The 23,168-nt window shown below is 55.0% G+C and carries 23 protein-coding genes; 7 read left to right on the top strand and 16 right to left on the bottom strand.

Annotation, left to right across the window (positions count from 1 at the left end):
• Positions 1-8 precede the first annotated feature (8 nt).
• A complete protein-coding gene (locus ACQUTD_RS12950) occupies positions 9-1,295 on the bottom strand; it encodes a DUF445 domain-containing protein (RefSeq protein WP_072570407.1) in 1,287 nt (428 codons plus the stop codon).
• 129 nt (positions 1,296-1,424) lie between these two features.
• Here ACQUTD_RS12950 and ACQUTD_RS12945 point away from each other — a divergent pair, with 129 nt between their 5' ends.
• Positions 1,425-2,207, top strand: coding sequence for a hypothetical protein (locus ACQUTD_RS12945; RefSeq protein WP_473276450.1), 783 nt, complete (start codon positions 1,425-1,427; stop codon positions 2,205-2,207).
• 1 nt (position 2,208) lies between these two features.
• Here ACQUTD_RS12945 and ACQUTD_RS12940 read toward each other — a convergent pair whose 3' ends face one another.
• Positions 2,209-2,730, bottom strand: a complete 522-nt coding sequence (locus ACQUTD_RS12940) for a VOC family protein (RefSeq protein ID WP_072570408.1) — start codon at positions 2,728-2,730, stop codon at positions 2,209-2,211.
• 182 nt (positions 2,731-2,912) lie between these two features.
• Between ACQUTD_RS12940 and ACQUTD_RS12935 the strand changes: the two genes are divergently transcribed.
• Together ACQUTD_RS12935 and ACQUTD_RS12930 are read left to right on the top strand one after the other, a co-directional pair.
• Positions 2,913-4,283 (top strand): aldehyde dehydrogenase family protein, encoded by a 1,371-nt coding sequence (locus ACQUTD_RS12935; RefSeq protein WP_473276447.1) that lies wholly within the window; start codon positions 2,913-2,915, stop codon positions 4,281-4,283.
• Between the two features lie 148 nt (positions 4,284-4,431).
• Entirely contained in the window at positions 4,432-5,166 is a 735-nt protein-coding gene (locus ACQUTD_RS12930) for a Fic family protein (RefSeq protein WP_473276445.1), read from the top strand.
• Between the two features lie 39 nt (positions 5,167-5,205).
• Here the strand turns inward: ACQUTD_RS12930 and yjiA are convergent, their stop codons facing one another.
• The 4 genes from yjiA to ACQUTD_RS12910 all read right to left on the bottom strand — a co-directional run bounded on the left by yjiA (position 5,206) and on the right by ACQUTD_RS12910 (position 9,418).
• Entirely contained in the window at positions 5,206-6,162 is a 957-nt protein-coding gene (gene yjiA / locus ACQUTD_RS12925; protein ID WP_473276444.1) for a GTPase, read from the bottom strand.
• 12 nt (positions 6,163-6,174) lie between these two features.
• Positions 6,175-6,369 (bottom strand): YbdD/YjiX family protein, encoded by a 195-nt coding sequence (locus ACQUTD_RS12920; protein ID WP_072570412.1) that lies wholly within the window; start codon positions 6,367-6,369, stop codon positions 6,175-6,177.
• Between the two features lie 96 nt (positions 6,370-6,465).
• Positions 6,466-8,616: a carbon starvation CstA family protein gene (locus ACQUTD_RS12915; protein WP_318364073.1), complete on the bottom strand. Its 2,151-nt coding sequence runs from the start codon at positions 8,614-8,616 to the stop codon at positions 6,466-6,468.
• A gap of 259 nt (positions 8,617-8,875) precedes the next feature.
• On the bottom strand, positions 8,876-9,418 hold the full coding sequence (locus ACQUTD_RS12910) for a hypothetical protein (RefSeq protein WP_072570414.1): 543 nt from the start codon (positions 9,416-9,418) through the stop codon (positions 8,876-8,878).
• 230 nt (positions 9,419-9,648) lie between these two features.
• Here ACQUTD_RS12910 and tsr point away from each other — a divergent pair, with 230 nt between their 5' ends.
• A complete protein-coding gene (gene tsr, locus ACQUTD_RS12905) occupies positions 9,649-11,310 on the top strand; it encodes a methyl-accepting chemotaxis protein (protein WP_072570415.1) in 1,662 nt (553 codons plus the stop codon).
• A gap of 262 nt (positions 11,311-11,572) precedes the next feature.
• On the opposite strand, the gene opgB is transcribed toward tsr, so the two are convergent.
• The 9 genes from opgB to ACQUTD_RS12860 form a co-directional block, all read right to left on the bottom strand.
• Positions 11,573-13,864 carry a phosphatidylglycerol--membrane-oligosaccharide glycerophosphotransferase gene (gene opgB / locus ACQUTD_RS12900; protein ID WP_473276440.1) on the bottom strand — a complete coding sequence of 764 codons (2,292 nt, stop codon included), beginning with the start codon at positions 13,862-13,864 and terminating at the stop codon, positions 11,573-11,575.
• Between the two features lie 247 nt (positions 13,865-14,111).
• Positions 14,112-14,603, bottom strand: coding sequence for a YjjA family protein (locus ACQUTD_RS12895; protein ID WP_318376390.1), 492 nt, complete (start codon positions 14,601-14,603; stop codon positions 14,112-14,114).
• Positions 14,604-14,687: 84 nt separating this feature from the next.
• A complete protein-coding gene (dnaC, locus tag ACQUTD_RS12890; RefSeq protein ID WP_072570418.1) occupies positions 14,688-15,425 on the bottom strand; it encodes a replicative helicase loader DnaC in 738 nt (245 codons plus the stop codon).
• A 2-nt stretch (positions 15,426-15,427) separates the two neighbouring features.
• The gene (gene dnaT, locus ACQUTD_RS12885) at positions 15,428-15,967 is read right to left on the bottom strand and encodes a primosomal protein DnaT (RefSeq protein WP_072570419.1); all 540 of its coding nucleotides are present in this window, start codon (positions 15,965-15,967) and stop codon (positions 15,428-15,430) included.
• A gap of 216 nt (positions 15,968-16,183) precedes the next feature.
• Positions 16,184-16,612 carry an Ohr family peroxiredoxin gene (locus ACQUTD_RS12880; RefSeq protein ID WP_473276438.1) on the bottom strand — a complete coding sequence of 143 codons (429 nt, stop codon included), beginning with the start codon at positions 16,610-16,612 and terminating at the stop codon, positions 16,184-16,186.
• 71 nt (positions 16,613-16,683) lie between these two features.
• Complete coding sequence (locus ACQUTD_RS12875) at positions 16,684-17,136, bottom strand: MarR family winged helix-turn-helix transcriptional regulator (RefSeq protein WP_318364076.1); 453 nt, start codon at positions 17,134-17,136, stop codon at positions 16,684-16,686.
• Between the two features lie 54 nt (positions 17,137-17,190).
• Complete coding sequence (locus ACQUTD_RS12870) at positions 17,191-17,832, bottom strand: TetR/AcrR family transcriptional regulator (RefSeq protein WP_072570422.1); 642 nt, start codon at positions 17,830-17,832, stop codon at positions 17,191-17,193.
• Between the two features lie 65 nt (positions 17,833-17,897).
• A complete protein-coding gene (locus tag ACQUTD_RS12865; RefSeq protein WP_088220682.1) occupies positions 17,898-18,371 on the bottom strand; it encodes a threonine/serine exporter in 474 nt (157 codons plus the stop codon).
• Positions 18,362-19,138 (bottom strand): threonine/serine exporter family protein, encoded by a 777-nt coding sequence (locus ACQUTD_RS12860; RefSeq protein WP_318376389.1) that lies wholly within the window; start codon positions 19,136-19,138, stop codon positions 18,362-18,364. The genes ACQUTD_RS12865 and ACQUTD_RS12860 overlap by 10 nt, the downstream gene beginning before the upstream one ends.
• Positions 19,139-19,601: 463 nt before the next feature.
• Here ACQUTD_RS12860 and ACQUTD_RS12855 point away from each other — a divergent pair, with 463 nt between their 5' ends.
• Both ACQUTD_RS12855 and bglJ read left to right on the top strand, forming a co-directional pair.
• The gene (locus ACQUTD_RS12855) at positions 19,602-20,336 is read left to right on the top strand and encodes a helix-turn-helix transcriptional regulator (protein ID WP_072570425.1); all 735 of its coding nucleotides are present in this window, start codon (positions 19,602-19,604) and stop codon (positions 20,334-20,336) included.
• Positions 20,336-20,962, top strand: a complete 627-nt coding sequence (gene bglJ, locus ACQUTD_RS12850; protein WP_318376388.1) for a DNA-binding transcriptional activator BglJ — start codon at positions 20,336-20,338, stop codon at positions 20,960-20,962. Before ACQUTD_RS12855 ends, bglJ begins: the two co-directional genes overlap by 1 nt.
• Before the next feature lie 52 nt (positions 20,963-21,014).
• Here the strand turns inward: bglJ and ACQUTD_RS12845 are convergent, their stop codons facing one another.
• A complete protein-coding gene (locus ACQUTD_RS12845; protein WP_072570427.1) occupies positions 21,015-21,473 on the bottom strand; it encodes a YbaK/EbsC family protein in 459 nt (152 codons plus the stop codon).
• Between the two features lie 335 nt (positions 21,474-21,808).
• Here ACQUTD_RS12845 and ACQUTD_RS12840 point away from each other — a divergent pair, with 335 nt between their 5' ends.
• Complete coding sequence (locus ACQUTD_RS12840; RefSeq protein ID WP_072570428.1) at positions 21,809-23,152, top strand: PTS sugar transporter subunit IIC; 1,344 nt, start codon at positions 21,809-21,811, stop codon at positions 23,150-23,152.
• Positions 23,153-23,168: the final 16 nt, after the last annotated feature.

Below are 23,168 nucleotides of genomic sequence, written 5' to 3'. Positions count from 1 at the left end.
AAGGCGCGTTACAGGCTGAAAGAGAAGCGTGAAAACAGCGCCGGAAGCTGTGACAGCAGGAATAAAATCAGCCCGATAGTGCCGCCGACCAGCGTGCCGTTGACGCGGATAAACTGCAAGTCCTTGCCGATGTTCAGTTCGATCTGCTGCGACATATCTTTCGCGTCCCAGCTTTTTACCGTGTCGCTGATATGCCCGGTGAGGAAGCGGGCGAACTCCGGCGCAACGCTGCGCGCGGCCTGCTCCAGGTGCTGATTCAGCGACGCGCGCAGGGCGCTGTCGGCGACAAGGGTTTCGCCAAACCACAGCCCGGCTTCGGTGATGCGCTGTTTAACGCGGGAGTCGTCACTTTGCATATCCGCTTTCAGCCAGCCGCGCAGATCGCCCCACAGTTCCCCCAGATAGCGGTTAAAGGCCTCATCCTCTTTCAGATAGGTTTTGGTACTTTCGGCTTTTGCCGCCATTTCCGGATCCGTTTTCAGCCGCTCGATCAGCCGTACCGTGGCACGATCAAAGGCAAGGCGGATCTGGTGCGCCTGATCGGCGCTGATGTCTGCCAGCAGGGAATTCACCGCGCTGGTGACCAGTTCGGCGCTGTGCTCGCCGAGCCATTCCGTCGGTAGCAGCCGCGCTTTGTTCGGATGTTCGGTTTTGAGCCAGCGCACGATCTGCGCGGCGATAAAGGTACGGGTGCTCTCGCGGCCTAACAGCGTGACCAGCTGCGCAATAAGCGCGTCCAGCAGCGCCTGATGACGATTGTTTTTGGTCAGGCTTTCCAGTACCAGCGCGGAGGTGCCGCTGAGATCCACCTTATCGATGGCCTTATGTACTGCGCGTTTGAGCAACTGCTGAATGCGCGAGTCATCAGTCAAATCGAGAAAGCCGCTCATCACCTGCAAAAGGTTCTGCCCAATGCGCGCGGCATTTTCCGGTTTACTGAACCAGTTACCGATGATCAAAGCCGGTTCGTGACGCCGGATCAGATCAATAAGCGACTGGGTATCGAGAAATTTTTCCTGCACGAAAACCCCGAGATTTTCGCCGATGCGGTCTTTATTGCGCGGGATGATCGCCGTATGGCGGGAAATGAACGGCAGCGGGACGCGGCGAAACAGCGCCACCACCGCGAACCAGTCCGCCAGCGCGCCGACCATCGCCGCTTCGGCCACCGCCTTTACGCCGCTGACCCAGATCGAGGGCGGCAGAAACAGGGTCGTCACAAAAGTCGCCGCTGCAATCAGCAGTAGCGACAGCGCCAGACGCTTGGCGCGTTTAAGTTCAGCGAGTTTATCCATGGTTTAAGAATAGATCTCCTGACCGTATCCAACAGATTAAATTCTCTCACATTTCTGTCGAAATAAAATCGTGCTGAAAAAACGCGGCATTACAGGTATCGTCTTTTTATGAAACGGAGAGTTAAAAAGATGAAAAAAAGAGTCCTGCTCATCGCCAGCGTCATCCTGTTGTGCTGGGTGTTGATTTTTCCGATGTCGCTACTGTTTTCACGCTACAGCATCGGCGAGCCGACCATCAGTTTTTATAATATTTTTAATGTGCTGGTCAGTGCGCTGGCTTTTGCCGGGCTGGTCACCACACTGGTATTACAGATTGAACAAACACGCCGCAGCAATATCGATAGCATCGAACGAAGCGTATTTGAACTGTTCAATACCTTTACCTCGGACAGTTTTCAGGCCGTCAAAAACGACGCGTTTTTATGCCTGTTAATTGCCGTGAGACATAAGCCTTACGGCATGTTTTTAACGAGCCGACTATTCCCGGTCGGGCGTTTGCCTTTTCCAGAAAAGGCACGGCAGATTTACACGCAATTCCGGCCAGAGCTGGCAACGGCGTCTGACAAAGAACTGGCGGATGTGGATCGTGCTGCCCGCCTTCACCTCGATAACATACTTAACTTTTTTTCAATGCTGGCGCAGCGTCAGGCCGCGCACTCGGTGATCAAACAGGTTAACTTCGCCTATGACTGGTGGCGGCCTACGTTATTGATCATTGCCCAGTTACAGTATGAAATCTGGACGGGATCCGAAACCGTGCGTCAGTCCTGCCGGACGCCGTTACTCCGGGAAACCCTGAAAACACTTGATGACATTTACGGATATGAGCCGCTGGAGCCGGGACCAGCAGTTTATGCTTATTTGCGAAGCCATCCATGGCTGCGTGAAGAAAAGCTCGATAGCGCCTACTGAATCAGGGCTGCCAGCGGCGAAGCGCAGTGTGCTGTTCATAGGGCATCGGCGAGGGGCGGGTGATCATTTCGATAATGCCGCCCCAGGGCGTACGGCCATAGCAAAAGGCGTTGCCGTCGCCGCGCTCGGGGGGAAAGCTCAGCGCTTTCGGCCCGGTGAACATTGCGCCGCCCGCCTGTTCGAAGCTTTTAATGGCCGCCTCGATGTCATCCACATACACGGCAAAATGTTGCAGACCATAGTCATTCGCCCGGGGCGGCTCCCGTTGATCGTCGCCGTGCATTTCAAACAGCTCAATGCCGGGACCGTGATGCAGTTTCAGCATACGCACCGCTTTCACCTGCGTGCCGGGCGTTAAACGCAGCGTTTTCTGCTGCGCCTCCTGATCGACCTCATCCCCTGGCGCGACGGAGGTGTATATCACTTCAGCCCCCAGCGCGGCGCAGAAAAAGGCTGTCGCCTGTTCTATATCCGGGACGGTGATCCCGATGTGATCCATTCCACGAACCGCTGATTGCGACATGATGCCTCCTCTGTTTTCTGCCATTTTTCAAAGTAATAAAGGTAGAAGGTAAGCCACGTAAAACGCCATACAGAAATGAAAAATCATAGGTTTATACGAAACTTTACGCTTAATAGTAGTCGTTGCGTCTACCATTAATAACCCAGATAGCATTTTTTACTGCCCATCAGGAGGTATTTGATATGGCGTACCAGACAATGAATCCTTTTACCAACGAGCTTGTAAAAGAGTATCCGCCCCACAGCGATGCCGACGTCGAAAGCGCGCTGCAAAAAGCCGATGCGCTTTATCACTCCGACTGGGCGAAAGGGGATATTGATCAGCGGCTGCCGATCCTGCACCGCCTGGCCGATCTGATGGAAGAGCAGCAGGAAGAACTGGCAAAAATTGCCACCCAGGACATGGGTAAGCTGATTGAACAAAGCCGTGGCGAAGTGGCGCTGTGCGCGAAAATTGCCCGCTATTACGCGGATAACGCCAAAACCTTCCTTGCGCCGGTGAAATATGACTCCGATCTGGGCGACGCCTGGGTTGAGCATCACCCGATTGGCGTACTGCTGGCGGTGGAGCCGTGGAACTTCCCTTATTATCAGCTGATGCGTGTGCTGGCGCCAAACCTCGCCGCCGGTAACCCGGTGCTGGTAAAACATGCGAGTATTGTGCCGCACTGTGCCGAAGCCTTTGCGCATCTGGTGCGTGAAGCGGGCGCGCCGGAAGGGGCGTACACCAACCTGTTTATTTCATCCGATCAGGTATCAAACATTATCGCCGATGACCGTGTGCAGGGCGTAGCGCTGACCGGTTCAGAAAAAGCCGGTGGCATCGTCGCTGCGCAGGCGGCGAAGAAACTGAAAAAATCGACGCTGGAGCTGGGCGGTAACGACGTGTTCGTGGTGCTCGACGACGCCGATATGGAAAAAGCGGTGAAAGTGGGTGTCATGGCGCGGTTGCAGAACGCCGGGCAGGTCTGTACCGCGGCGAAACGCTTTATCATCCATGAGGCGGTGGCGGATAAGTTCCTTGAAAAATATACCGAGGCGTTCCGTCAGGTGAAGATGGGCGATCCGCTGGATGAAAGCACTACCCTTGGCCCGCTATCCTCGAAAGATGCCGTCGAAACCCTGACCAAACAGGTGGAAGAGGCGGTGAAAAATGGCGCGACGCTGCACTATGGCGGTAAGCCAGTCGACCACAAAGGTAACTTCTTTGAACCGACCATTCTCACCAACATCACCCGCGATAACCCGGCGTACTTTGAAGAGTTCTTCGGCCCGGTGGCGCAGATCTATGTGGTGAAAAATGATGATGAAGCGGTGAAGCTGGCGAACGATTCCCACTACGGTCTGGGCGGCGCGATCTTCAGCCAGAACATCGAGCGGGCCAAAGGCCTCGCCTCGCGTATCGAAACCGGGATGGTTTACATCAACTCGCTGACCGACACCGCGCCTGAACTGCCGTTCGGCGGCGTGAAGCGCTCCGGCTTTGGCCGCGAGCTGTCGGATCTGGGGATCAAGGAGTTTGTGAACCAGAAGCTGGTGGTGGTGAGTAAGTAATTACTGATTAGCATCATGGCCCTCCCGCAGGGGAGGGCCAACCTCCTTCCGCTTTAAGCCTCTTATTCCCCAGATTCAAACGTCATATTAGCGATGTGCTAAAACTGTGAAATAATAACCAGCATCAAGAATGATACGGGAAAGAGCGATGTCGACTGAACTGCTGGGGCTGACCTGGGACGCAAGCGTGATCCCGGAGGTTAAAAACGTGGGTACCCGCGTGGCGTTATTTACCTTTAAAACCCATATGGCAGGTTTTGTGTGGGACGCGGCACAGCTGGAAAATAACCCCTATACCTATGTTGAAGTTAAAACCCTGCTGGATGGCGTTACCGTCGGCGGCCATAAAGTCAGTGATACCGAACAGGTGTTAAACCTTGCTGACAGCAGCAAAAAGCTGATTGAGCTGGTGCAGACCGGGCGGTTTGATCTCGATAAAAAAACCTTCACGCTGCTGCACAGTATTATTGCCCGTAACGAAGCGCTGGAATGGGGCGTTTTCCGGGGCGAAGGGGATGAGGTGCATTATCAGGCCCGCGTTCACCTGGGGGAACTGGGTACGCATTTTCCGCCCGCAACGGCAGCCGGCGCTCCGGAACTTAACCGGATATTTTCAGAAGGTGCCCGCCAGATCAAAACCCTGCCGCCTTTTGAAGGCGCGCTGGCCATGTTCCTTTTTGGCGCTTATTTCCAGTTTTTCTTTGACGGTAATAAACGCACCAGTCGTCATATGATGAATGGCTGGTTGATGCTGCACGGCTTCAATCCCATCAGCATCCCCGCTGCCCGTGCGCTGGAATTTAACGCCCGAATGGTGCGTTTTTATCACAGTAAAGATGCCACCGAAATGATGGAGTTTCTGGTGGAGTGTTATCAGGATTAACGTTATGCCGGATGGCGGCTGCGCCTTATCCGGCCTGGATTATTTCTTCAGCCCCGCAAAGGCCGCTCTGATCTCGTCTTCCGGCAACTGTACCCCGATAAACACCAGCTGGCTGTGCGGTGGCTCGTCGCCCCACGGACGGTCCCAGTCGGCGCTGTACAGGCGCTGCACGCCCTGGAACAGCAGGCGGTTTGGCTCGCCGTCGATCCACAGCATCCCTTTGTAGCGCAGCAGCTTTTCCGCGAAGCTCAGCAACAGGTTTTCCATCACCCGCGACACTTCGCTGATGTCCACCGGGTAATCCATCTCCACCACAATAGACGCAATATCATTCTGTTTATCGCCCATAAAGTGGAAGCGCGGCTTCGCCGGGACGATGGTTTCTTCCAGCATAAAGCCGCTGGTGTTAAACAGCAGCGCCAAATCGGTTTCGCCGTGGATCACGGTGTAGATGGGCGCGCGGGCGTTGATGCGCGTCAGCCGTTCGCGCAGCGGTTCGGCCTCGCCTGCAATATCGGTTTTGGTGAGCAGAATGCGGTCGGCATAGCCCACCTGCGACTGGGCCAGGGTGAACTGGTTCATCTGCTCATCGGCATGCACCGCGTCCACCAGCGCGATCACGCCGTCCAGCAGGTAGCGCTGGCAGATAATTTCATGATTGAAGAAGGTCTGAATAATCGGACCGGGATCGGCCATGCCGGTGCATTCGATCACCAGACGGTCAAATTCGATGTCGCCTTTGTCGAGGCTGTCGAGCAGATCCAGCAGCGCGTCCTGTAATTCATTAGAACGACTACAGCAGATACAGCCGTTGGTCAGGGTTTTGATCTGCGTGGCGCGATCGCCGATCAGCTGAGTATCGACGGAGACTTCCCCGAACTCATTTTCAATGACGGCAATTTTATAACCGTGCTGTTCATTGAGGATATGGCGCAGCAGGGTGGTTTTTCCTGCGCCAAGAAAACCGGTGAGAAGGGTGACGGCAATCGGGGTCATGAGGTTTCCTTCTTAACAGCAGCTGCTTCCGCCGCTGCCATAGCGTGCTTCCTGACGTTCACGGAAGAACTCGTTATAGGTCATACAGGGCTTGTCCGGGTGATTGGTTTTCATATGTTCGACATAGTTGTCGTAATCAGGGATCCCAATCAGCATACGCGCGGCCTGGCCGAGATACTTTTTTGCTTCGCCTAAGTTACCAAACATTTTCCATCCCGATAAGAAAAAGCCCGGCGGCGCTACGCGTGCCGGACCTGAAGTATTTTGTAGGGCGGGTCAGCGCAGCGCCACCCGCCAGGCTACTTAGTGATGCGAGGAGGTTTTCACGCCGCCTTCCGGCACCGGCACGTACGGCGTTTCTTTATCCGTGCGTACCGTGCTGTTGCGGGCTTTCATCCAGGTTTTGAAACCGTAGAAAATGATGCTGTACACCACCACCAGGAACAGAATGCTCAGGCCTGCGTTGGTGTAGTTGTTCACCACGATGTGGTTCATGTTCGCCACTTCCTGCGCGGTCAGCTCGCCGCCGGCGGCAATACGCGCTTTGTACTGGCTGGCCATGTAGAAGAAGCCTTCCATCTGCGGATTGTCGCTGAACAGCTTCAGGCCGAGCGCCCAGGTGGTGCAGATCAGCAGCCACACCGCCGGAACCACCGTCACCCAGATGTATTTAGTGCGCTGCATTTTCACCAGCACCACCGTACCCAGCACCAGCGCCACGGCGGCCAGCATCTGGTTGGAGATGCCGAACAGCGGCCACAGGCTCTTCACGCCGCCCAATGGATCGACCACGCCCTGATACAGCAGGTAGCCCCACAGTCCCACGCAGCCCGCCGTACCGATAATACCGGCCACCAGCGAATCGGTTTTTTTCAGGAAAGGCACGAAGTTACCCAGCAGATCCTGCAACATAAAGCGGCCGGAACGGGTACCCGCATCCAGCGCGGTCAGAATGAACAGCGCCTCAAACAGAATGCCGAAGTGGTACCAGAAGCCCATGTCAGCCCACGGCAGGATCTTGTGGAACACATGCGCAATCCCCACCGCCAGCGTCGGCGCGCCACCGGCACGGTTGAGCACGGACGGCTCGCCGATGTCTTTCGCGGTTTGCAGGATCTGCTCAGGGGAAATCACAAAGCCCCAGGAACTGACGGTGGCCGCCGCGTGCGCGGTGACATCTTTCAGCTGCGCCATGATCAGCGGGCCGTTTTCGCCACCCAACTCATGCAGGTTCGGCATCACGATGCCCAGACCGGCAGGTGGGGTGTTCATGGCAAAGTACAGGCCCGGCTCGATAATGGACGCCGCCACCAGCGCCATGATGGCGACGAAGGATTCCATCAGCATCGCGCCATAACCGATAAAGCGCGCATCGGTTTCACAGGCCAGCAGCTTCGGCGTGGTGCCGGAGGCGATCAGCGCATGGAAGCCGGATACCGCGCCACAGGCGATGGTGATAAACAGGAACGGGAAGAGCGCGCCTTTCCACAGCGGACCGGTACCGTCGATGTACTGGGTCATGGCAGGCATTTTCAGTTCCGGATTAAGGATCACGATACCGATAGCCAGACCGACGATAACGCCGATTTTCAGGAAGGTCGCCAGATAGTCACGCGGCGCGAGGATCAGCCATACCGGCAGCAGCGCCGAGATAAAGGCGTAGCCAATCAGCGTAAAGGTGATGGTGGTATCTTTGAAGGTCAGCGCCGGGCCCCAGTAAGGGTCGTGCGCAATCACGCCGCCGAAATAAATCGACGCCACCAGCAGCAGGATACCGATCACCGACACTTCACCCACGCGACCCGGACGCAGGAAGCGCATGTAAATGCCCATAAAGAGCGCGATAGGCACCGTTGAGCAGACGGTAAAGACGCCCCACGGCGATTCCGCCAGCGCTTTCACCACGATCAGCGCCAGCACGGCGAGGATGATGATCATGATCAGGAAGCAGCCGAACAGCGCAATGGTGCCGGGTACCGGGCCCATTTCTTCTTTGATCATCTCGCCCAGAGACGCGCCGTTACGGCGGGAGGAGATGAACAGCACCATAAAGTCCTGTACCGCACCGGCCAGCACCACGCCCGCCAGCAGCCACAGGGTGCCGGGCAGATAGCCCATTTGCGCGGCGAGCACCGGGCCGACCAGCGGGCCTGCCCCGGCGATGGCGGCAAAGTGGTGTCCGAACAGCACGTTACGGTTGGTCGGCACATAGTTCAGGCCGTCGTTGTTAATGACCGCGGGCGTGGCGCGCGTCGGGTCAAGTTTCATCACCTTCTGGGCGATGTAGAGGCTGTAGTAGCGGTACGCCACGAGGTAAACCGAAACAGAAGCGACGACGATCCACAGGGCGCTTACGCTTTCCCCCCGCCGTAAGGCGACGACCGCCAGACAGAATGCACCGAGGATCCCCAGTATCGCCCAGGGTAAGTGCTTAAGTAGCTTTTTATTATCCATATCAGACCTGGCTTTAAGACCGAAAAGGTCAATGTGTAAGTAGTGAGTTGAAGAGACAGCTTGCCGGGCAGATCATGACAAAGAGTGCGCAAAAAACGGGCGTAATCTGGCTAAGCGGTAGTTAATCGGGGGTGAGCGGTCGGCGTGAGGAGTAAGCGGTTAATAGCCGCTGTGAGCGGCGGAAAATGTGTGATTGCGATCACGTGAAAATTTACGTTTCGTAGAAGCGTATGGCAGCAGACGCTTCTACGGAAGCACTTTAAATAACGATAAAGCAGTATGGCGTGTTATCGATAGGTTGCAGCAGTACGTGTCTGTCACGTGATTTTGTCTGGTAATACTTATCGTTAAGATAACGATCAATGAGTTGGTCGAGCCGTTCGCGATCAATCAACGTAGTAATGCCCAATGTCCAGAAGCTGCGCAGATCGATTTCAGAACGTTTAATACGCGCGCTCTTTTCCAAATCCCGAATCATATTTTTCACACAACTTGTGGGATCACGGTTCTGTTTTACTTCCAGCGCGATATAAGTATCCAGTGCCCAGCCTTTTTTTCGCAGCAGAAAATCGGTGCGCAGACTATTGCGTACCGGATTTTTACGTAAATCACACCCCAACGTCTGTTCACGCCACCACTCATGCCCGGTAGAAACCAGCAGGTTAGCAAATTCAATCTGCATCCAGATTTCCCAGCCAGAGATATCATACTGGTCGATAATGTTGAGCTTCTGGCGAATATCTTCCCGTTCAAAAAAAAGATGTAGCAAGGTCGTCAAATGGTCGTAATCGCGATCAATCATGGGGTTCTCCCGAAAAAATCACATTATATGCATGGTTTTTAGGATGAAAAACCATAGTGTGATAATTGTTGTTACATCGTAACTTAATGAAAATTATCGGGATATCGTGCTGAATTAGACGACTGCATGGAAGGGGGCTACACACTCATCGACTACCGCTTATGCGATTTACCGTAAAGTTTTTCTTATCCAGGCCGACAAAGTGTTATTCGTCCAAAGGAATGAAAAACATGTTAAACCGTATCAAAATTGTGACCAGTTTACTGCTGGTACTGTGTTTATTTGGCCTTTTACAATTAACCTCCGGTGGTCTCTTCTTTAACGCCCTCAAGCATGACAAAGAAAACTTCACCGTTCTGCAAACCATTCGCGCTCAGCAGTCCACGCTGAACGGCAGCTGGGTGGCGCTGTTGCAGACCCGTAACACGCTGAACCGTGCCGGGATCCGCTACATGATGGATCAGAACAACATCGGCAGCGGCGCGACCGTGGCGGAACTGATGCAGATTGCGACCGCTTCTCTGAAACAGGCGGAAGTGCGCTGGAACGAGTATCAGGCGCTGCCGCGCGATCCTCGCCAGAGCGAAGCCGCAGCCGCCGAAGTGAAGCGTAACTACGACATCTATCACGGTGCGCTGGCCGAGCTGATCCAGTTACTGGGCGCAGGCAAAATCACCGAGTTCTTCGATCAGCCGACCCAGGGTTATCAGGATGGCTTCGAGAAGCAGTATGTGCAGTATCTGGAGCAGAACGACCATCTGTATGACGTGGCGGTCGCCGATAACGACAGCTCCTACAGCATGGCGGTGTGGATCATTATCAGCGTGCTGACCGTGGTGCTGGCGGTGATTATTGCCGTGTGGTTCGGCATTAAAAACGTGCTGATTGCTCCGCTGCAACGTCTGGTGGAAAGCATCCGTCACATTGCGGGCGGCGATCTGGAACAGGATATCAACGTACACGGCACTAACGAGATGGGGCAGCTGGCAGACAGCCTGCGCCACATGCAGAGCGAGCTGGTACGTACCGTGGGCGACGTGCGCAGCGGCGCGGACGCGATTTACAGCGGCGCCAGCGAAATCTCCGCCGGTAATAACGATCTCTCCTCCCGTACTGAACAGCAGGCCGCTTCCCTGGAAGAGACTGCCGCCAGCATGGAAGAGCTGACCGCTACCGTGAAGCAGAACGCCGAAAACGCCCGTCAGGCGAGCCATCTGGCGCTCAGCGCGTCAGAAACCGCGCAGAAGGGCGGCAAGGTGGTGGACAACGTGGTGCAGACCATGCGCGACATCGCCGGCAGTTCGCAGAAAATTGCTGACATTATCAGCGTGATCGACGGCATTGCCTTCCAGACCAACATCCTGGCGCTGAACGCCGCGGTGGAAGCGGCACGTGCCGGTGAACAGGGCCGTGGTTTTGCGGTGGTGGCCGGTGAAGTGCGTAACCTCGCCCAGCGTAGTGCCCAGGCGGCGCGTGAAATTAAGAGCCTGATCGAAGACTCTGTGGGTCGCGTTGAAATCGGCTCCACGCTGGTGGAAAGCGCCGGTGAAACCATGGATGAGATCGTCAGCGCGGTAACCCGTGTGACCGACATCATGGGCGAAATCGCCTCTGCCTCTGATGAGCAGAGCCGCGGTATCGACCAGGTAGGTCTGGCGGTGGCGGAAATGGATCGTGTGACGCAGCAGAACGCCTCGCTGGTGGAAGAATCCGCCGCTGCGGCGGCTGCCCTGGAAGAGCAGGCGAGCCGTCTGACGCAGGCCGTTGCGGTGTTCCGCACCCGTCGCGTCGCACGCCCGGCTTCAGCAGGCATCACCCCGGTGCAGACCATGGCGCCGACGGTGTTGACGCGTAAAGTCGCGACGACAGATGAGAACTGGGAAACGTTTTAACATTCAGTAAGTTGCCCGGTGGCGCTGCGCTTACCGGGCCTACAGGATCGCCTCTGTAGGCCCGGCAAGCCTGCGCCGCCGGGCATTAACGTTCAAATGGTTTGCTGATTGTAGGCCCGGCAAGCTTCGCGCCGCCGGGCATTAACGTTCAAATGGTTTGCTGATTGTAGGCCCGGCAAGCTTCGCGCCGCCGGGCATTAACGTTCAGATGGTTTGCTGATTGTAGGCCCGGCAAGCTTCGCGCCGCCGGGCACATCCAAATTTACCCGCCGACTTTCACCATTTTAATTTCCACCATCCCGATACCCAGCTGACGCGGTGAATGACCGAGAATATTGCCCTCGTTCGTGGACTGCGGATCAGGCGGGATAATCTCCAGCGTATTACTCTGCGCCGGATTACTGAAGCGCAGCGTGGTGGTGGAAAGATCGTGACCGAGCGTCAGCGTCTGTTCGCTGTTACCGACGCGCACCGGGATAGGGCGATCGGCGTTTGGGCCAAAGGCTTTGGCGGTGATCACCAGTTCAAACTCCGCGGGCAGCGGCGCTTTGTATTCGATTTTTACCGCCTTACCAAGCTGAGCGTTAGACCAGCGTCCCCAGGATTCCGGACGCGAAATACCGCTGAACTGCTTCACTTCCTCCGGCGCGCCGGCGACGTTAAACACAAAGCTGTCGGCTTTGTAGCGAATATCGTTATCCACCACTTTTAATTTATCGACGTTCGCCTTATAGCGCAGGGTGTCGATCATGGTCTCTTTGAAGGCCGTTTTGCCTTGCCACTGTGCGCGGTCAACGCGCTGTACGCGCTGCTCGCCGCCCAACTGTCCCTGGGAGACGCACCAGTCGGTGGACAGCGCCAGCTGCGGCGCCCACAGCTGCGCCATCTTGTAGCACTGATCGACCCAGACGAAATTATCCCGCGGCGCGAAATCCGCCAGCTGGAAGCGCAGCGGGGCGGAGTATTCGCTCTCCGGCAGCGGCTCGACGCGCTGATCGGAAACACGCAGCAGCAGCGGCAGGCGGAAATGGCTGCCGGAAAAGGCGATCATCTTTTTGTCGGTATCGACGGTGAAATCCTTCATCTCTTTCGGGAAGTTCCACAGCCGGATGATGTCCGGCTTCCAGGACAGCACCTTCTCTTTCATATTCAGGAAGGATTCCGACAGCGACTGGCCGGAAAGGCTGCTGCGCCCGAGGCCGATAAAGTTATCGCCGCCGAGAATATCCAGCACAGTCGCGCCGTTATCCATGGTGTTGCGCTTGAGGCCGGACACGTCCTGCTGCGGTTTATCGCCACGCAGCACAAAGAACAGGTTGTTGCGATCCTGCTTGCTGAGGTATTTCCAGGCGGTGTTATTCATCGCCAGATGATCGGACGAGACCACAATCACCGTGTCCTTGTACCAGGGCGAGGCCTGGATTTTCTGGATCAGCGCCGCAATATGCTGCTGGCTACAGGTGACCGCGCTGAACGACTGGTTAAGTTTGCCGTCCATCTCATAGCGTTTACGATCGCAGGTCCGCGAGATAAAACCGTCAGGATGATGGGTGTCCACCGTCAGGGTGAACAGCGAAAAACGTTTGCCGCTTTTGGACAGTTCTTCGTACTTTTTCCACACCTCATCCAGCACGGTGTCGTCGTAAAAACCCCAGTCATTACGGTAAGCAGGATCGGCAACCTGGCTTTTCAGCTCTTCCGCACCCACCAGATGATCGAAACCGTGGGATTTCAGGAACACGTCTTTACCGGCGAAACGCAGATTCGCACCCTGCACGAAATGGTTTTCATAGCCGGAGTTTTTCAGGATATCCCCCAGACACAGATTCTGCGGGAAGAAGCTCGACATAGATGCAGAGGCGTTGCCTTCAAAAGGCGCGAACAGCGGAATGCCGCACTGGGAGGCCACCATACCGGCAATGGTGTAATCGGTGCCGGGCAGCTGCGCGGTATGGGTAAAATCGATGCTGTTATTTTTGATCGCCCCCAGCTCCGGCGTCAGATTCGGGAAGGCGGCGTTATCGAAATAAGTGCGCTCAAGACTCTCGCCGTAGATATAGACGAGGTTGAGTTTGGGATCCGGAATGCTTTTGGCGGGCACTTTATACCAGGTGTCGAAGTCCGGCGAGCTTTCCCGCGACTGGGATTTCACCAGCTCGGTGATCTGGTGAAACGCCGGGCTGGCATCCACCGAGCCGAGCGCCAGCATCAGCGCCAGCAGGCTGTAGCCAAAATGAAAGGGCATATGGCGGCGACGGCGCAAAATCCAGCCGAGGGCGCTGAACACTGCAATCAGCGCGAGGATCAGGCCCGCGCCGGGCAATATGTACTTACTGACGCCCGCGCCGGTCAGGCTGTTGGTCAGCGTGTAGAGCACCGCATCGTTGATACCGTCACCGGTAAAGTAATCGCTGGCGTAGAGGGTGATATTAAGAACCACAAAAAGGCCGAGCACAATCAGCGTGGCGGTAAACCACCACGTATTGCGGCCTGCTTTCCAGGCGTAAATCACCACGGAAGCAAGAAAAAGGGCAAGGGAAAGCAATTCCGACACAGCCTGTCCTCATCAGTCGCCAGTCGCGCGGCTGGCCATTGCTGTTATTTTTGTGCGATACAATTTAAATGGGATGTCATACTGCTGCAATTCTAGTGTCATTAAATCGTGCAGTGATTCAGATTTGGTTTAGATGTGTGACTATTTGAAGGGCGTCGCATCTTTAAATGAGGCGGGAATAATGGCGGGCAAAGATGGAAAGTGGCAGGCGACGTCGCGTCTGTCATGAACGCGACGTTTACGCCTCTCAGGACAGGAAGCCTATCCCCTGTTTCAGTACGATATCGCAGGCTTTGGTTTTGACTTTCTCCGCCAGTGGGGAGTTGCCGATATTACTCAGGCTGAGTTGTTCACCCTCTTTGGTGTTAAGCAGTCCCTGGAGGCCATCAAGATAGTTGGTATCCTGCTGCTGCGCGGCGGGCGTACTCAGGCCCAGTTTTTCCATCACCTGATTTTTCACGTTTTCCGCATTCGTGACTGACGCCAGCTTGTTTTTGGCGCAATACTGCAAAATGCCTGCGGCATTGTTCATGTTGTCGGCGCTTAACGCCTGGTTGCCGCCGTTAAGTAAGCCGCCCAGTGACGAGAGCGACAGGCCGCCCTGCTGTGAGTCATTGTTCTGGCTGAGCTGCGTGGCAGCGCTGGAGAGAGATTCCTGCCAGGAGGCGGCGCTGGCGGCGGTGGAGAGAAGGGCGCTGCCGACAAGGGCGCAGCAAAGCATACGTTGGGCTAATTTCATCTGGCGTACTCTTGGGTAATGCCCTGACGGGCAGGATCGGCCCATTATTACAGGGCCGACGCGCATTACGGGTTCAGATTGCTCTCAATACTCTTTTCCGGTGACGCGGCTGCGGTAGCTTTCCCAGTTGAATATCACCCACAGGCTGTTGCCCAGACGCATCCTGTCCATCACGCGCTCGCCGAGCAGTTTGGTCATTTCGTCCATATTGCTGTTGGTCAGCATCCCGGTCGGGCGTTTGGAGGAGGAGCGGCGATCGACGATCTGATTGATGATCACTTTTTCGTAGCGCGATTCGGACTGCATGCCGATCTCGTCGATCACCAGCAGATCGACATTGCTCAGATCGTTGAGCAACTGCTCCTCGCTGATCTGGCGATTATTGAAGGTGTCTTTCATCGCCGACATAATATCCGCCACGGTAATAATGAGCACCGATTTGCCGCGCAGCAGCAGTTCGTTGCAGATAGCCGCCGCGAGGTGATTTTTACCGGTGCCAGGCTTGCCGGAAAAGATAAAGCTGGCGATGTTGCCGTCGAAGGCTTCCACGTACTGACGCGCTTTGGCAAGGGCGTTCATCTGGCCTTCGTTCTCGACTTTATAGTTATCGAACGAGCAGTTCTGATGCAAAGGACGGATGCCGGAGCGGTTAAAGGTGCGCTGCATTTTCATGGCGCGGTTTTCACGCGCAAGGGCAGCGGCGCGGATCTCACCTTGCTCTTTTTGCCACGCCAGCAGCTCTTCGCCCGTTTTAAATGCGGGTTTCACATGCTCTGGCATCATCTTTTGCAGACGTTTCATCAGTTCGCCGACGTTTTTCATCATCATCCTCTGAAACCGGGTGGAATTTGATTATCAGGCTCGCTCACCGTGTTCACATCACGCCTGAGCGATGCGCCCTGGCTGGCACGGCTCATCTGAACGCTGCGCGCCAGCTTTTGCTGCCACTGGATATGGTGGAAGACTTTGCCTTCCGCCTGCCAGTAGGCCACGAATGACGCCAGTTCTTCCGGCGTAACCGGCTGCGTCAGGCCGATACCCCACAGCGCCGCCTGACGCTGAAAATCCGCGTCGGGCTGCCAGGCGGGATACATGGCAAATTTCCCTATCGGCACGCTCACCGGCGCGGCCGCAGGTTCTTCATAAAACTGTGCGTCCAGCGCCACATCGCTGGCCGGGCGTTCCAGACGGGCTTCCAGTTCCAGCAACTGCGCCAGCCGCGCAGGGGTGAGCGCGTAAAAAGCCGGTGCATTATTGGCAAACACGGCCACCGTGCCGTGCGGCGCTTGCGCCAGAACGGTGGCGTGCTGGCGCGTAAAATCATCGATGCCGATGACGTTCGTGGACAGGATTCTGGAGGACATTGTGCTATCTCAAACTGACTGGTACAGACATTGCGAAGGGATCCGCAACTGATATGTGCACATAGTAGCACAGAGCGCTGCCCGGAAAGCAGTGCAGAAAAGAAAGCCGGGTTTCCCCGGCCTTAAGTGTTGACTAATCAACAGGATAAAGGAGGCGGCTGCGCAAGCGGGCAGCCGTCTTGTCCTCCCGAAAAGCCCCCTGGTGAGGGTAATAAATCAGGAAATAATGTTCAGCGTAACGTCGATGTTGCCGCGCGTTGCGTTGGAGTAAGGGCAAACGATGTGTGCTGCATCTACCAGTTTTTTCGCTTCGCTGGCATCCATACCCGGCAGGTGGATGTTCAGTTTGGCTTCGATACCAAAACCGGTCGGCAGCGGCCTGATACCCACTTCGCCTTCAATGAACGCGTCTTTAGGCATGGTGATTTTGTCGCGTGCGCTGACAAATTTCATCGCGCCGAGGAAACAGGCAGAGTAGCCCGCTGCAAACAGCTGTTCCGGGTTAGTGGCATCACCGCCTGCGCCGCCCATCTCTTTCGGCACGCCCAGTTTCACATCAAGTACGCCGTCAGAAGAGGTTGCGCGGCCGTCACGGCCACCGGTAGCTTTGGCAACAGCGGTATAGATCACTTTTTCGAGAGACATAATGCGTTCCTTTTGTATGCTATAAAATAGCGTGCTATTTATCTGCGAGCATAATCACTCTGAATGAGTCATTATGCGCGGTGTAAGTTTTCGCGTAACTTTTCCAGCTCCAGCTTGAGCGACGTCAGCGTGGCGGTATCGCAGGCGGCGGCGCAGCCTACCTGTTCAGGAATATCCCGCGCCTGTTCCTGCAACGCCCGGCCGCTGTCGCTCAGCGTGACCACCACCTGCCGCTCATCCTGGCGGGAGCGCTGACGGCTAATCAGCCCGGCGCTCTCCAGACGCTTAAGCAGCGGCGTCAGCGTGGCGGAATCCAGAAACAGGCGCTCGCCTATCTCCGATACCGTAACGTCATCCCGTTCCCATAACACCAGCATCACCAGATACTGCGGGTAGGTCAGCTGCAAGGGCGTCAGCAGTTGCCGGTACACTTTGTTGAGCGCCAGATTCGCAGAATAGAGCGCAAAACAGAGCTGGTTATCAAGTTCCAGCACGCGGCTGGATGGAGCGGTCTTCGTCTTCATGAGATGAATATAGATAGTGCACGATTTAATTGCAAGTTATTTGTTTGCGACATGTCAGGGGCACAGATAACGCAGCACCACCTGCACCGCCATCGCGCGATAATGCGCTTCCTGGGCGGCGCTGTCGGCCCCGTCTTCAAACAGCAGGGTAAAGGTATAACTGTTGGCCACGAAGTGAAAACTGAAGCTGCTCATCAGGCGGTGGACGTCGCGCGCAGTGACCGTTTTATTAAACAGCTGTTTGCGCTGCCCGCGCTGCAAAATATCTTCCAGCAGATCCAGCGCGCTGCGGTTTACCGTGCGCAGCACCGCAGACTCTTGCATGAAGCGTCCCCGCTGCATGTTTTCCATGCAGATGATGCGAATAAAATCCGGATGGGCGGCATGATAATCAAAGGTGCTTTCAACAAGCTGCACCATGGCTTCCACCGGCGGCATACCGGCAAGGTTCAGCCGTTTTTCACTGGCGCGAATTTCCGTATAGACGTGTTCAAGCACGCGTAAGTACAGGTTTTCTTTGGTTTTGAAGTGATAGACCACCATGCGTTTGGTGGTGCCCGCTTTTTCCGCGATCTGCTCCATGCGCGCGCCGTTTAGCCCGTATTCCGCAAACAGCGTAATGGCGCTGTGAAAGATTTTATCTTTCAGACTGGCTTCGTCACTTTTCTCTGAGGGATTACTGCCATGGTGCTCCACGCTCACTCCTTATAGGCCAAAACGCAAAGGGGGATTATCACCACGGCAGCGGCAGAAAACAAATTTCAAACGCGCGGGCGCTTGCGGTAGATCCACAGTCCGGGTACCGACAGGCCAATCGACAGGGCGGCCACGATGGAAGTGGCCTTGAGGAAATTGGTCAGCAGCAGGATCATCAAATCCTCGCTGTAGCCCAGATGCCCAATCTTTACCGCTGAGATCATCGCGGTATAGGCCGAAATGCCCGGAAACATCGGGATCACCGCCGCCACGGTAAAGACTTTCGGGTGCGCCAGATACCAGCGCGACCAGCGGATGCCAATGGCCCCAACCAGCATCGACGCCATAAAGGTGGACCATTCGATATTGAAGCCCGCGGTGACCATCGTCATGCGCGACCCGTGACCAAGCGCCCCCAGTAGCGCGCACCAGGGCAGGGCGCGGTGCGGAACGTTAAACACCATGGCAAAACCCACGGCGGGAATGGCCGACAGCGCCATGTCCTGCATCAGCGCCAGCAGAAAATCGATTATGCCCATCCGCGCAGCCCCCAAACTGTCATTGCCATCACCACGCCCACGCAGGTGGCGAGGGTCAGCAGGCTGGCGATCGCCCAGCGCGCCAGTCCGGTATTAATATGCCCTTTGAACATATCCGCCACGGCGTTAATCAGCGGAAAGCCCGGCACCAGCAACAACACGCTGGCGGCCATTGATACCGTTGAGGTAAGCGCGAAGGCGGGCAGCATCAGCAATAAACCTGCGACCGTGGTCGCCACAAAAGCGGTAATGCAGAAATTGATCTGCGGATGCATATGCCGCTGCGCCAGCGTCAGGCGAACATACATGGCGATGCTGCTGGCGAAGAACGTCACCACCGCGCCGTCCCATCCGCCTTTATTAAGTCTGCAAAAGCAGGCGCAGGAGAGGCCGACCATCAGCACCATCAGCCAGCGCGGATAACGCAGCGGCTTGACATGATTGAAGCGCTTTTCAACGTCCCGATAATCGAGCAGTTTATGCTCGGCCATGATGACAATATGCTGTACCTCGGTCACCACATGCATGTTGATCCCGCGATCGCTGTTCTTGCGCGTCGAGGTGAGACATTCACCGTCTTTAATTGTCGTCAGCACGATAGCATTGGCTGAAATCGAACTTTCTACGCTGTCCATCCCCAGCGCCAGCCCAAGCCGCGTGGATAATTCTTCTACCAGCGCGCTTTCGGCACCGTGCTGTAATAGAAAAAGACCGCACTGAATACATAATCGCGTGATGGTCCGCTGTGACGCCTGCTCTGCTTGCATGTCGTGCCCTGGTAGTCAACGCCAAAACGCCTGAAGGCCAGGCGGAAAATCTATTTTTAGCACGAAGCGTCCATGGCCCGGTCAGGGGGCAGATCAATATTTATTCATTATCTTTGAGAATTCTTATCTTTTACCGGATGCAGTGCGGACGTGGCCTGACGGCTACTCCTGACCGTTTTTATATTCACTAAATGAATAATTTAATTTTTACTTAATTTTTTTTGTATTTTTTAACCATCACCCTGGTTATTTATTTTTCACAATTTATGCGATATTAGCGCGGTGAGAGCAGGATGAAATAATCTCATGGTTAATCTCTCCAGAAGGAACAGACGTGCCAGGTGGCACGCTACGGTTAGTATCCAGGGAAAAGTGTCAGAAAAGTTAAGGATGAAATCAGCGCTTATTAAAAGCGTATGTTTTCTCCTGAGTTTCTGTACTTAAAAAAGGAGACGGATAAATTATGGTTACAGGAAGTTGTAAGTTCGGAATCGTTATTAGTAAAGCACCTATCATACAAAATGGCCTTGGCAATATTATTGCCCACCATTTTCCCGAATATGAACTCTCGTATTGCCGCGCATTAGAAGAGCTTACGTTACTGCAATTGCGGCGCGCAGATTTAGTGGTTGCCGATTTGTCAGGGGACATTCGTCATCCAAAAAATCTCTGCGAACAGTACTACAAGTTATTGACTCAGTATCTTGATATTCACTGGATTTTTATTGTCCCGCGTCCGTTATACCCGCTGGCGGTAGAAATGCTGCTGCGCCCGGAAAGTACCTTACTGTCTCAGGTTGATCCCATTGAGGTCGTGGTGAACGCCATTCGCGCAGGCAGCATCAGCGCCGAGCGGATCAGCCAAAGCCTGCTGTCCCCGGAGCCAGGTGAATTTGACGAAGAAGAGGAAAAATCAGCACTGCTGACGCTGTCTGAACGCCGGGTATTACGGCTTATCGGAAAAGGTTGGGGCATCAATCAGGTCGCCATGTTGCTCAAGAAGAGTAATAAGACCGTGAGTGCGCAAAAGAATAGCGCCATGCGCCGCCTTTCACTGCGCAGCAATGCTGAAATGTACGCATGGATTAACAGTGCACAGGGAATGAGAGAGCTGAATCTGGCTTCAGCCTACGGAGAGCAAACAGAATGGAAAAGAAATGTGCAAAGCGGCATGTTGCTGTCATCGAAAGTTGTGTAATGAGTGAGATCGGGCTGTCACATCTTTTCAGCACCTCAGCCTTAAGTATGTATAAGCTCCATTTTTTTAAAGATTACCCATCGTTTGAAGCGGCCGCGCTGAAGATGCCTTTTTTTTCTGTCATATTTTCACTTTCCGGACTGCGGGCAGAGCGTATTGACTGCCTGAAGAGTCTGCTAAAACTTGCAAAAGGGTATCCGTCCGCTCAGCGAATTGTGCTGGCGCAGGATGATACCGAAGTACGTCTGATGAGTTTGCTTTCCCCTTCCAGTCTGCATGGCATCATCAGCAAAACGCTGGCGATTGGGCTGTTACAGGAGCAGCTTTCGATACTGCTCAACAATACGCATCGGCTTAATCAAAACGTGATAAACGACTGGTACGTCAGCAAAAATAATGGGCTGAGTCCGACGGAGCGCGCGATCCTGCACTACATGACCTATGGGTATTCGATGCCGGAGATCGCGCACTATTTGTCGCGTAATATTAAAACCGTGCGCGCGCACAAGTTTAACGCCATGACCAAGCTGGGCGTGCATTCGGATGCGGGACTGCTGGACGCGGCGGATATTCTGATGCACATCTCGGTTGACCGAAAACCGCCTGCGGTCCATATGGTTGCGTGAATTTTGCTATCAACCTGCACAGCTGCGCCAGACGAGACTCTGGCGCAGTCTTTTATTCACAGACATCCACCCAGGTGGCAGACGTAAGTTGCGCCATGCGCGACGGTGAAATACGCACGGCGCTGTGGGTAGCGCCTGCGGCAGGCAGCACTTCCTGATACTGCTTAAGGGATACATCGCAGTAGACGGCCAGCGGGTTCTCCAGCCCGAAAGGGCAGACGCCGCCAACCGGATGCCCGGTGGTGAGCACCACTTCATCGCTGCTCAGCATGCGCGCTTTCGCGCCAAAGGTGGATTTCAGCTTTTTGTTATCCAGCCTGGCGTCACCTTTCGCCACGATCAGGATCACTTCATCTTTTACTTTCAACGACAGCGTTTTGGCAATTTGTCCGGGTTCAACATTGTGCGCCGCTGCGGCCAGTGCCACTGTTGCAGTACTCTGACTTAGTTCAATAATTTCAATATCGGGGGCCTGGCTTGCAAAAAACTCCCGCACAGAATGCAGACTCATTGTTATCTCCTGGGAACGACTGGCAGTAATCTGGCATAAGCCTTCGTGTGCTGTAAATATTAATTAATCACAAACGGATCTGCCGGATTTCTCGATCCTCTTCACAATCACGGAAACCGGTTACAGTAACCGGTTGCAGTGTCCGTGGCGGAGATTAATACTCGTTTTACCCTTCCTCTGTCTCAGATAAAAAGAGCCGTCTATGAAACGTATCCTACTGAGCTTTAATGCTGGTCCTGCGCCCGGCATGGTTGTAAACCCGCATAATGGATTGCCGCACAGCTCGCTGTTTACCGCTGCTGCGTTTAACTTGTTCGCCTGACAGGAGAGCTGCTATGTCTGATAACCATGCTGCGTTTAATCTGATTTTCCGCTTCGTTGAAAATTACGTCAGCCCGATTGCCGGGCGAATTTCTTCCCAGCGTCATGTGATGGCGATCCGTGATGGCTTTATTTCCGCCATGCCCTTTATGATCGTCGGCTCGTTTTTACTGGTCTTTGCCTATCCGCCGTTTTCACCGGATACCACATTAGGCTTTGCCCGCGCCTGGCTGGATATGGCCAAACAGTTCGAAGGGCAGATCCTGACGCCCTTTGATATGACCATGGGCATCATGTCGATCTACATCTGTGCGGCAATCGCCTATAACCTCGGCAAGCACTACGTGAAATCGCATCAGCTTGATCCCTTCATGTGCGCCATGCTGTCGCTGATGGCATTCCTGCTGGTCGCCGCCCCGAAAACCAAAGGCGCGATGCCGGTAGACAGTCTGGGAGGCACCGGCATCTTTACGGCGATCCTCGTCGCTATCTACTGCGTAGAGATGATGCGTTTTCTGAAGGCGCATAACATTGGTATCCGCCTGCCGGATCAGGTGCCGCCGATGATCAAAAACTCATTCGACCTGCTGATCCCGGTGCTGGTGGTGGTGGTAACGCTCTATCCGCTGAGCCTGTTTATCCAGTCACAGTTCGATATGCTGATCCCGCAGGCCATCATGTCGCTGTTTAAACCCCTGGTCTCGGCGGCGGATTCACTGCCGGCTATTCTGCTCGCGGTGCTGATTGGGCATCTGCTGTGGTTTGCCGGGATCCATGGCGCGGCTATCGTCTCCGGAATGCTGCAAATGTTCTGGCTGACTAACCTTGGCATGAACCAGAGCGCGCTGGCGCAGGGCGCGCCCTTGCCGCATATCTTTATGGAAGCTTTCTGGACCTTCTTTATTGTGATCGGCGGCTCCGGGGCCACCATGGGGCTGGTGCTGTGCTATTTGCGCAGCCGTTCAGTGCACCTGCGTTCGATAGGTAAACTGAGCGTGGTGCCGAGCTTCTTTAACATTAACGAGCCGGTGATCTTCGGCACGCCTATCGTGATGAACCCGGTATTCTTCATTCCGTTCCTGCTTGCGCCTATGGTGAATGCGGTGATCGCCTGGGCCGCCATGAAAATGGATCTGATTGGCCGGGTGATTTCCGTGGTGCCCTGGACTGCGCCTGCGCCAATCGGTGCGGCATGGGGGCTGGGCTGGGATTTCCGTGCGGCGATCCTCGTGGTAGTGCTGGCCGTGGTGTCCGCCATCATCTATTACCCGTTCTTTAAAGTGTATGAGAAGCAGTTGCTGGCGCAGGAAGCCGAAGAGGCATTGCGTGCAGAGGAAGAGCGTCAACAGGTGGCGTAAAAGAGGATGGTTTTTG

It is taken from the genome of Enterobacter sp. K510 (assembly GCF_055804875.1).
Note: the sequence above shows the minus strand (reverse complement) of the source record. Positions and strands in the feature narration are given on the sequence as shown.

What these genes read in the sequence shown, in the direction of transcription:
- bglJ (WP_318376388.1), top strand. Translation starts at nt 20,336, where the DNA reads ATGAGTGAGATCGGGCTGTCACATCTTTTCAGCACCTCAGCCTTAAGT.
- ACQUTD_RS12855 (WP_072570425.1), top strand. Translation starts at nt 19,602, where the DNA reads ATGGTTACAGGAAGTTGTAAGTTCGGAATCGTTATTAGTAAAGCACCT.
- yjiA (WP_473276444.1), bottom strand. Translation starts at nt 6,162, where the DNA reads ATGACCCCGATTGCCGTCACCCTTCTCACCGGTTTTCTTGGCGCAGGA.
- ACQUTD_RS12930 (WP_473276445.1), top strand. Translation starts at nt 4,432, where the DNA reads ATGTCGACTGAACTGCTGGGGCTGACCTGGGACGCAAGCGTGATCCCG.
- ACQUTD_RS12895 (WP_318376390.1), bottom strand. Translation starts at nt 14,603, where the DNA reads ATGAAATTAGCCCAACGTATGCTTTGCTGCGCCCTTGTCGGCAGCGCC.
- ACQUTD_RS12935 (WP_473276447.1), top strand. Translation starts at nt 2,913, where the DNA reads ATGGCGTACCAGACAATGAATCCTTTTACCAACGAGCTTGTAAAAGAG.
- ACQUTD_RS12880 (WP_473276438.1), bottom strand. Translation starts at nt 16,612, where the DNA reads ATGTCTCTCGAAAAAGTGATCTATACCGCTGTTGCCAAAGCTACCGGT.
- dnaT (WP_072570419.1), bottom strand. Translation starts at nt 15,967, where the DNA reads ATGTCCTCCAGAATCCTGTCCACGAACGTCATCGGCATCGATGATTTT.
- ACQUTD_RS12860 (WP_318376389.1), bottom strand. Translation starts at nt 19,138, where the DNA reads ATGCAAGCAGAGCAGGCGTCACAGCGGACCATCACGCGATTATGTATT.
- ACQUTD_RS12920 (WP_072570412.1), bottom strand. Translation starts at nt 6,369, where the DNA reads ATGTTTGGTAACTTAGGCGAAGCAAAAAAGTATCTCGGCCAGGCCGCG.
- tsr (WP_072570415.1), top strand. Translation starts at nt 9,649, where the DNA reads ATGTTAAACCGTATCAAAATTGTGACCAGTTTACTGCTGGTACTGTGT.
- ACQUTD_RS12915 (WP_318364073.1), bottom strand. Translation starts at nt 8,616, where the DNA reads ATGGATAATAAAAAGCTACTTAAGCACTTACCCTGGGCGATACTGGGG.
- ACQUTD_RS12950 (WP_072570407.1), bottom strand. Translation starts at nt 1,295, where the DNA reads ATGGATAAACTCGCTGAACTTAAACGCGCCAAGCGTCTGGCGCTGTCG.
- dnaC (WP_072570418.1), bottom strand. Translation starts at nt 15,425, where the DNA reads ATGAAAAACGTCGGCGAACTGATGAAACGTCTGCAAAAGATGATGCCA.
- ACQUTD_RS12865 (WP_088220682.1), bottom strand. Translation starts at nt 18,371, where the DNA reads ATGGGCATAATCGATTTTCTGCTGGCGCTGATGCAGGACATGGCGCTG.
- ACQUTD_RS12875 (WP_318364076.1), bottom strand. Translation starts at nt 17,136, where the DNA reads ATGAAGACGAAGACCGCTCCATCCAGCCGCGTGCTGGAACTTGATAAC.
- ACQUTD_RS12945 (WP_473276450.1), top strand. Translation starts at nt 1,425, where the DNA reads ATGAAAAAAAGAGTCCTGCTCATCGCCAGCGTCATCCTGTTGTGCTGG.
- ACQUTD_RS12845 (WP_072570427.1), bottom strand. Translation starts at nt 21,473, where the DNA reads ATGAGTCTGCATTCTGTGCGGGAGTTTTTTGCAAGCCAGGCCCCCGAT.
- ACQUTD_RS12940 (WP_072570408.1), bottom strand. Translation starts at nt 2,730, where the DNA reads ATGTCGCAATCAGCGGTTCGTGGAATGGATCACATCGGGATCACCGTC.
- ACQUTD_RS12910 (WP_072570414.1), bottom strand. Translation starts at nt 9,418, where the DNA reads ATGATTGATCGCGATTACGACCATTTGACGACCTTGCTACATCTTTTT.
- ACQUTD_RS12840 (WP_072570428.1), top strand. Translation starts at nt 21,809, where the DNA reads ATGTCTGATAACCATGCTGCGTTTAATCTGATTTTCCGCTTCGTTGAA.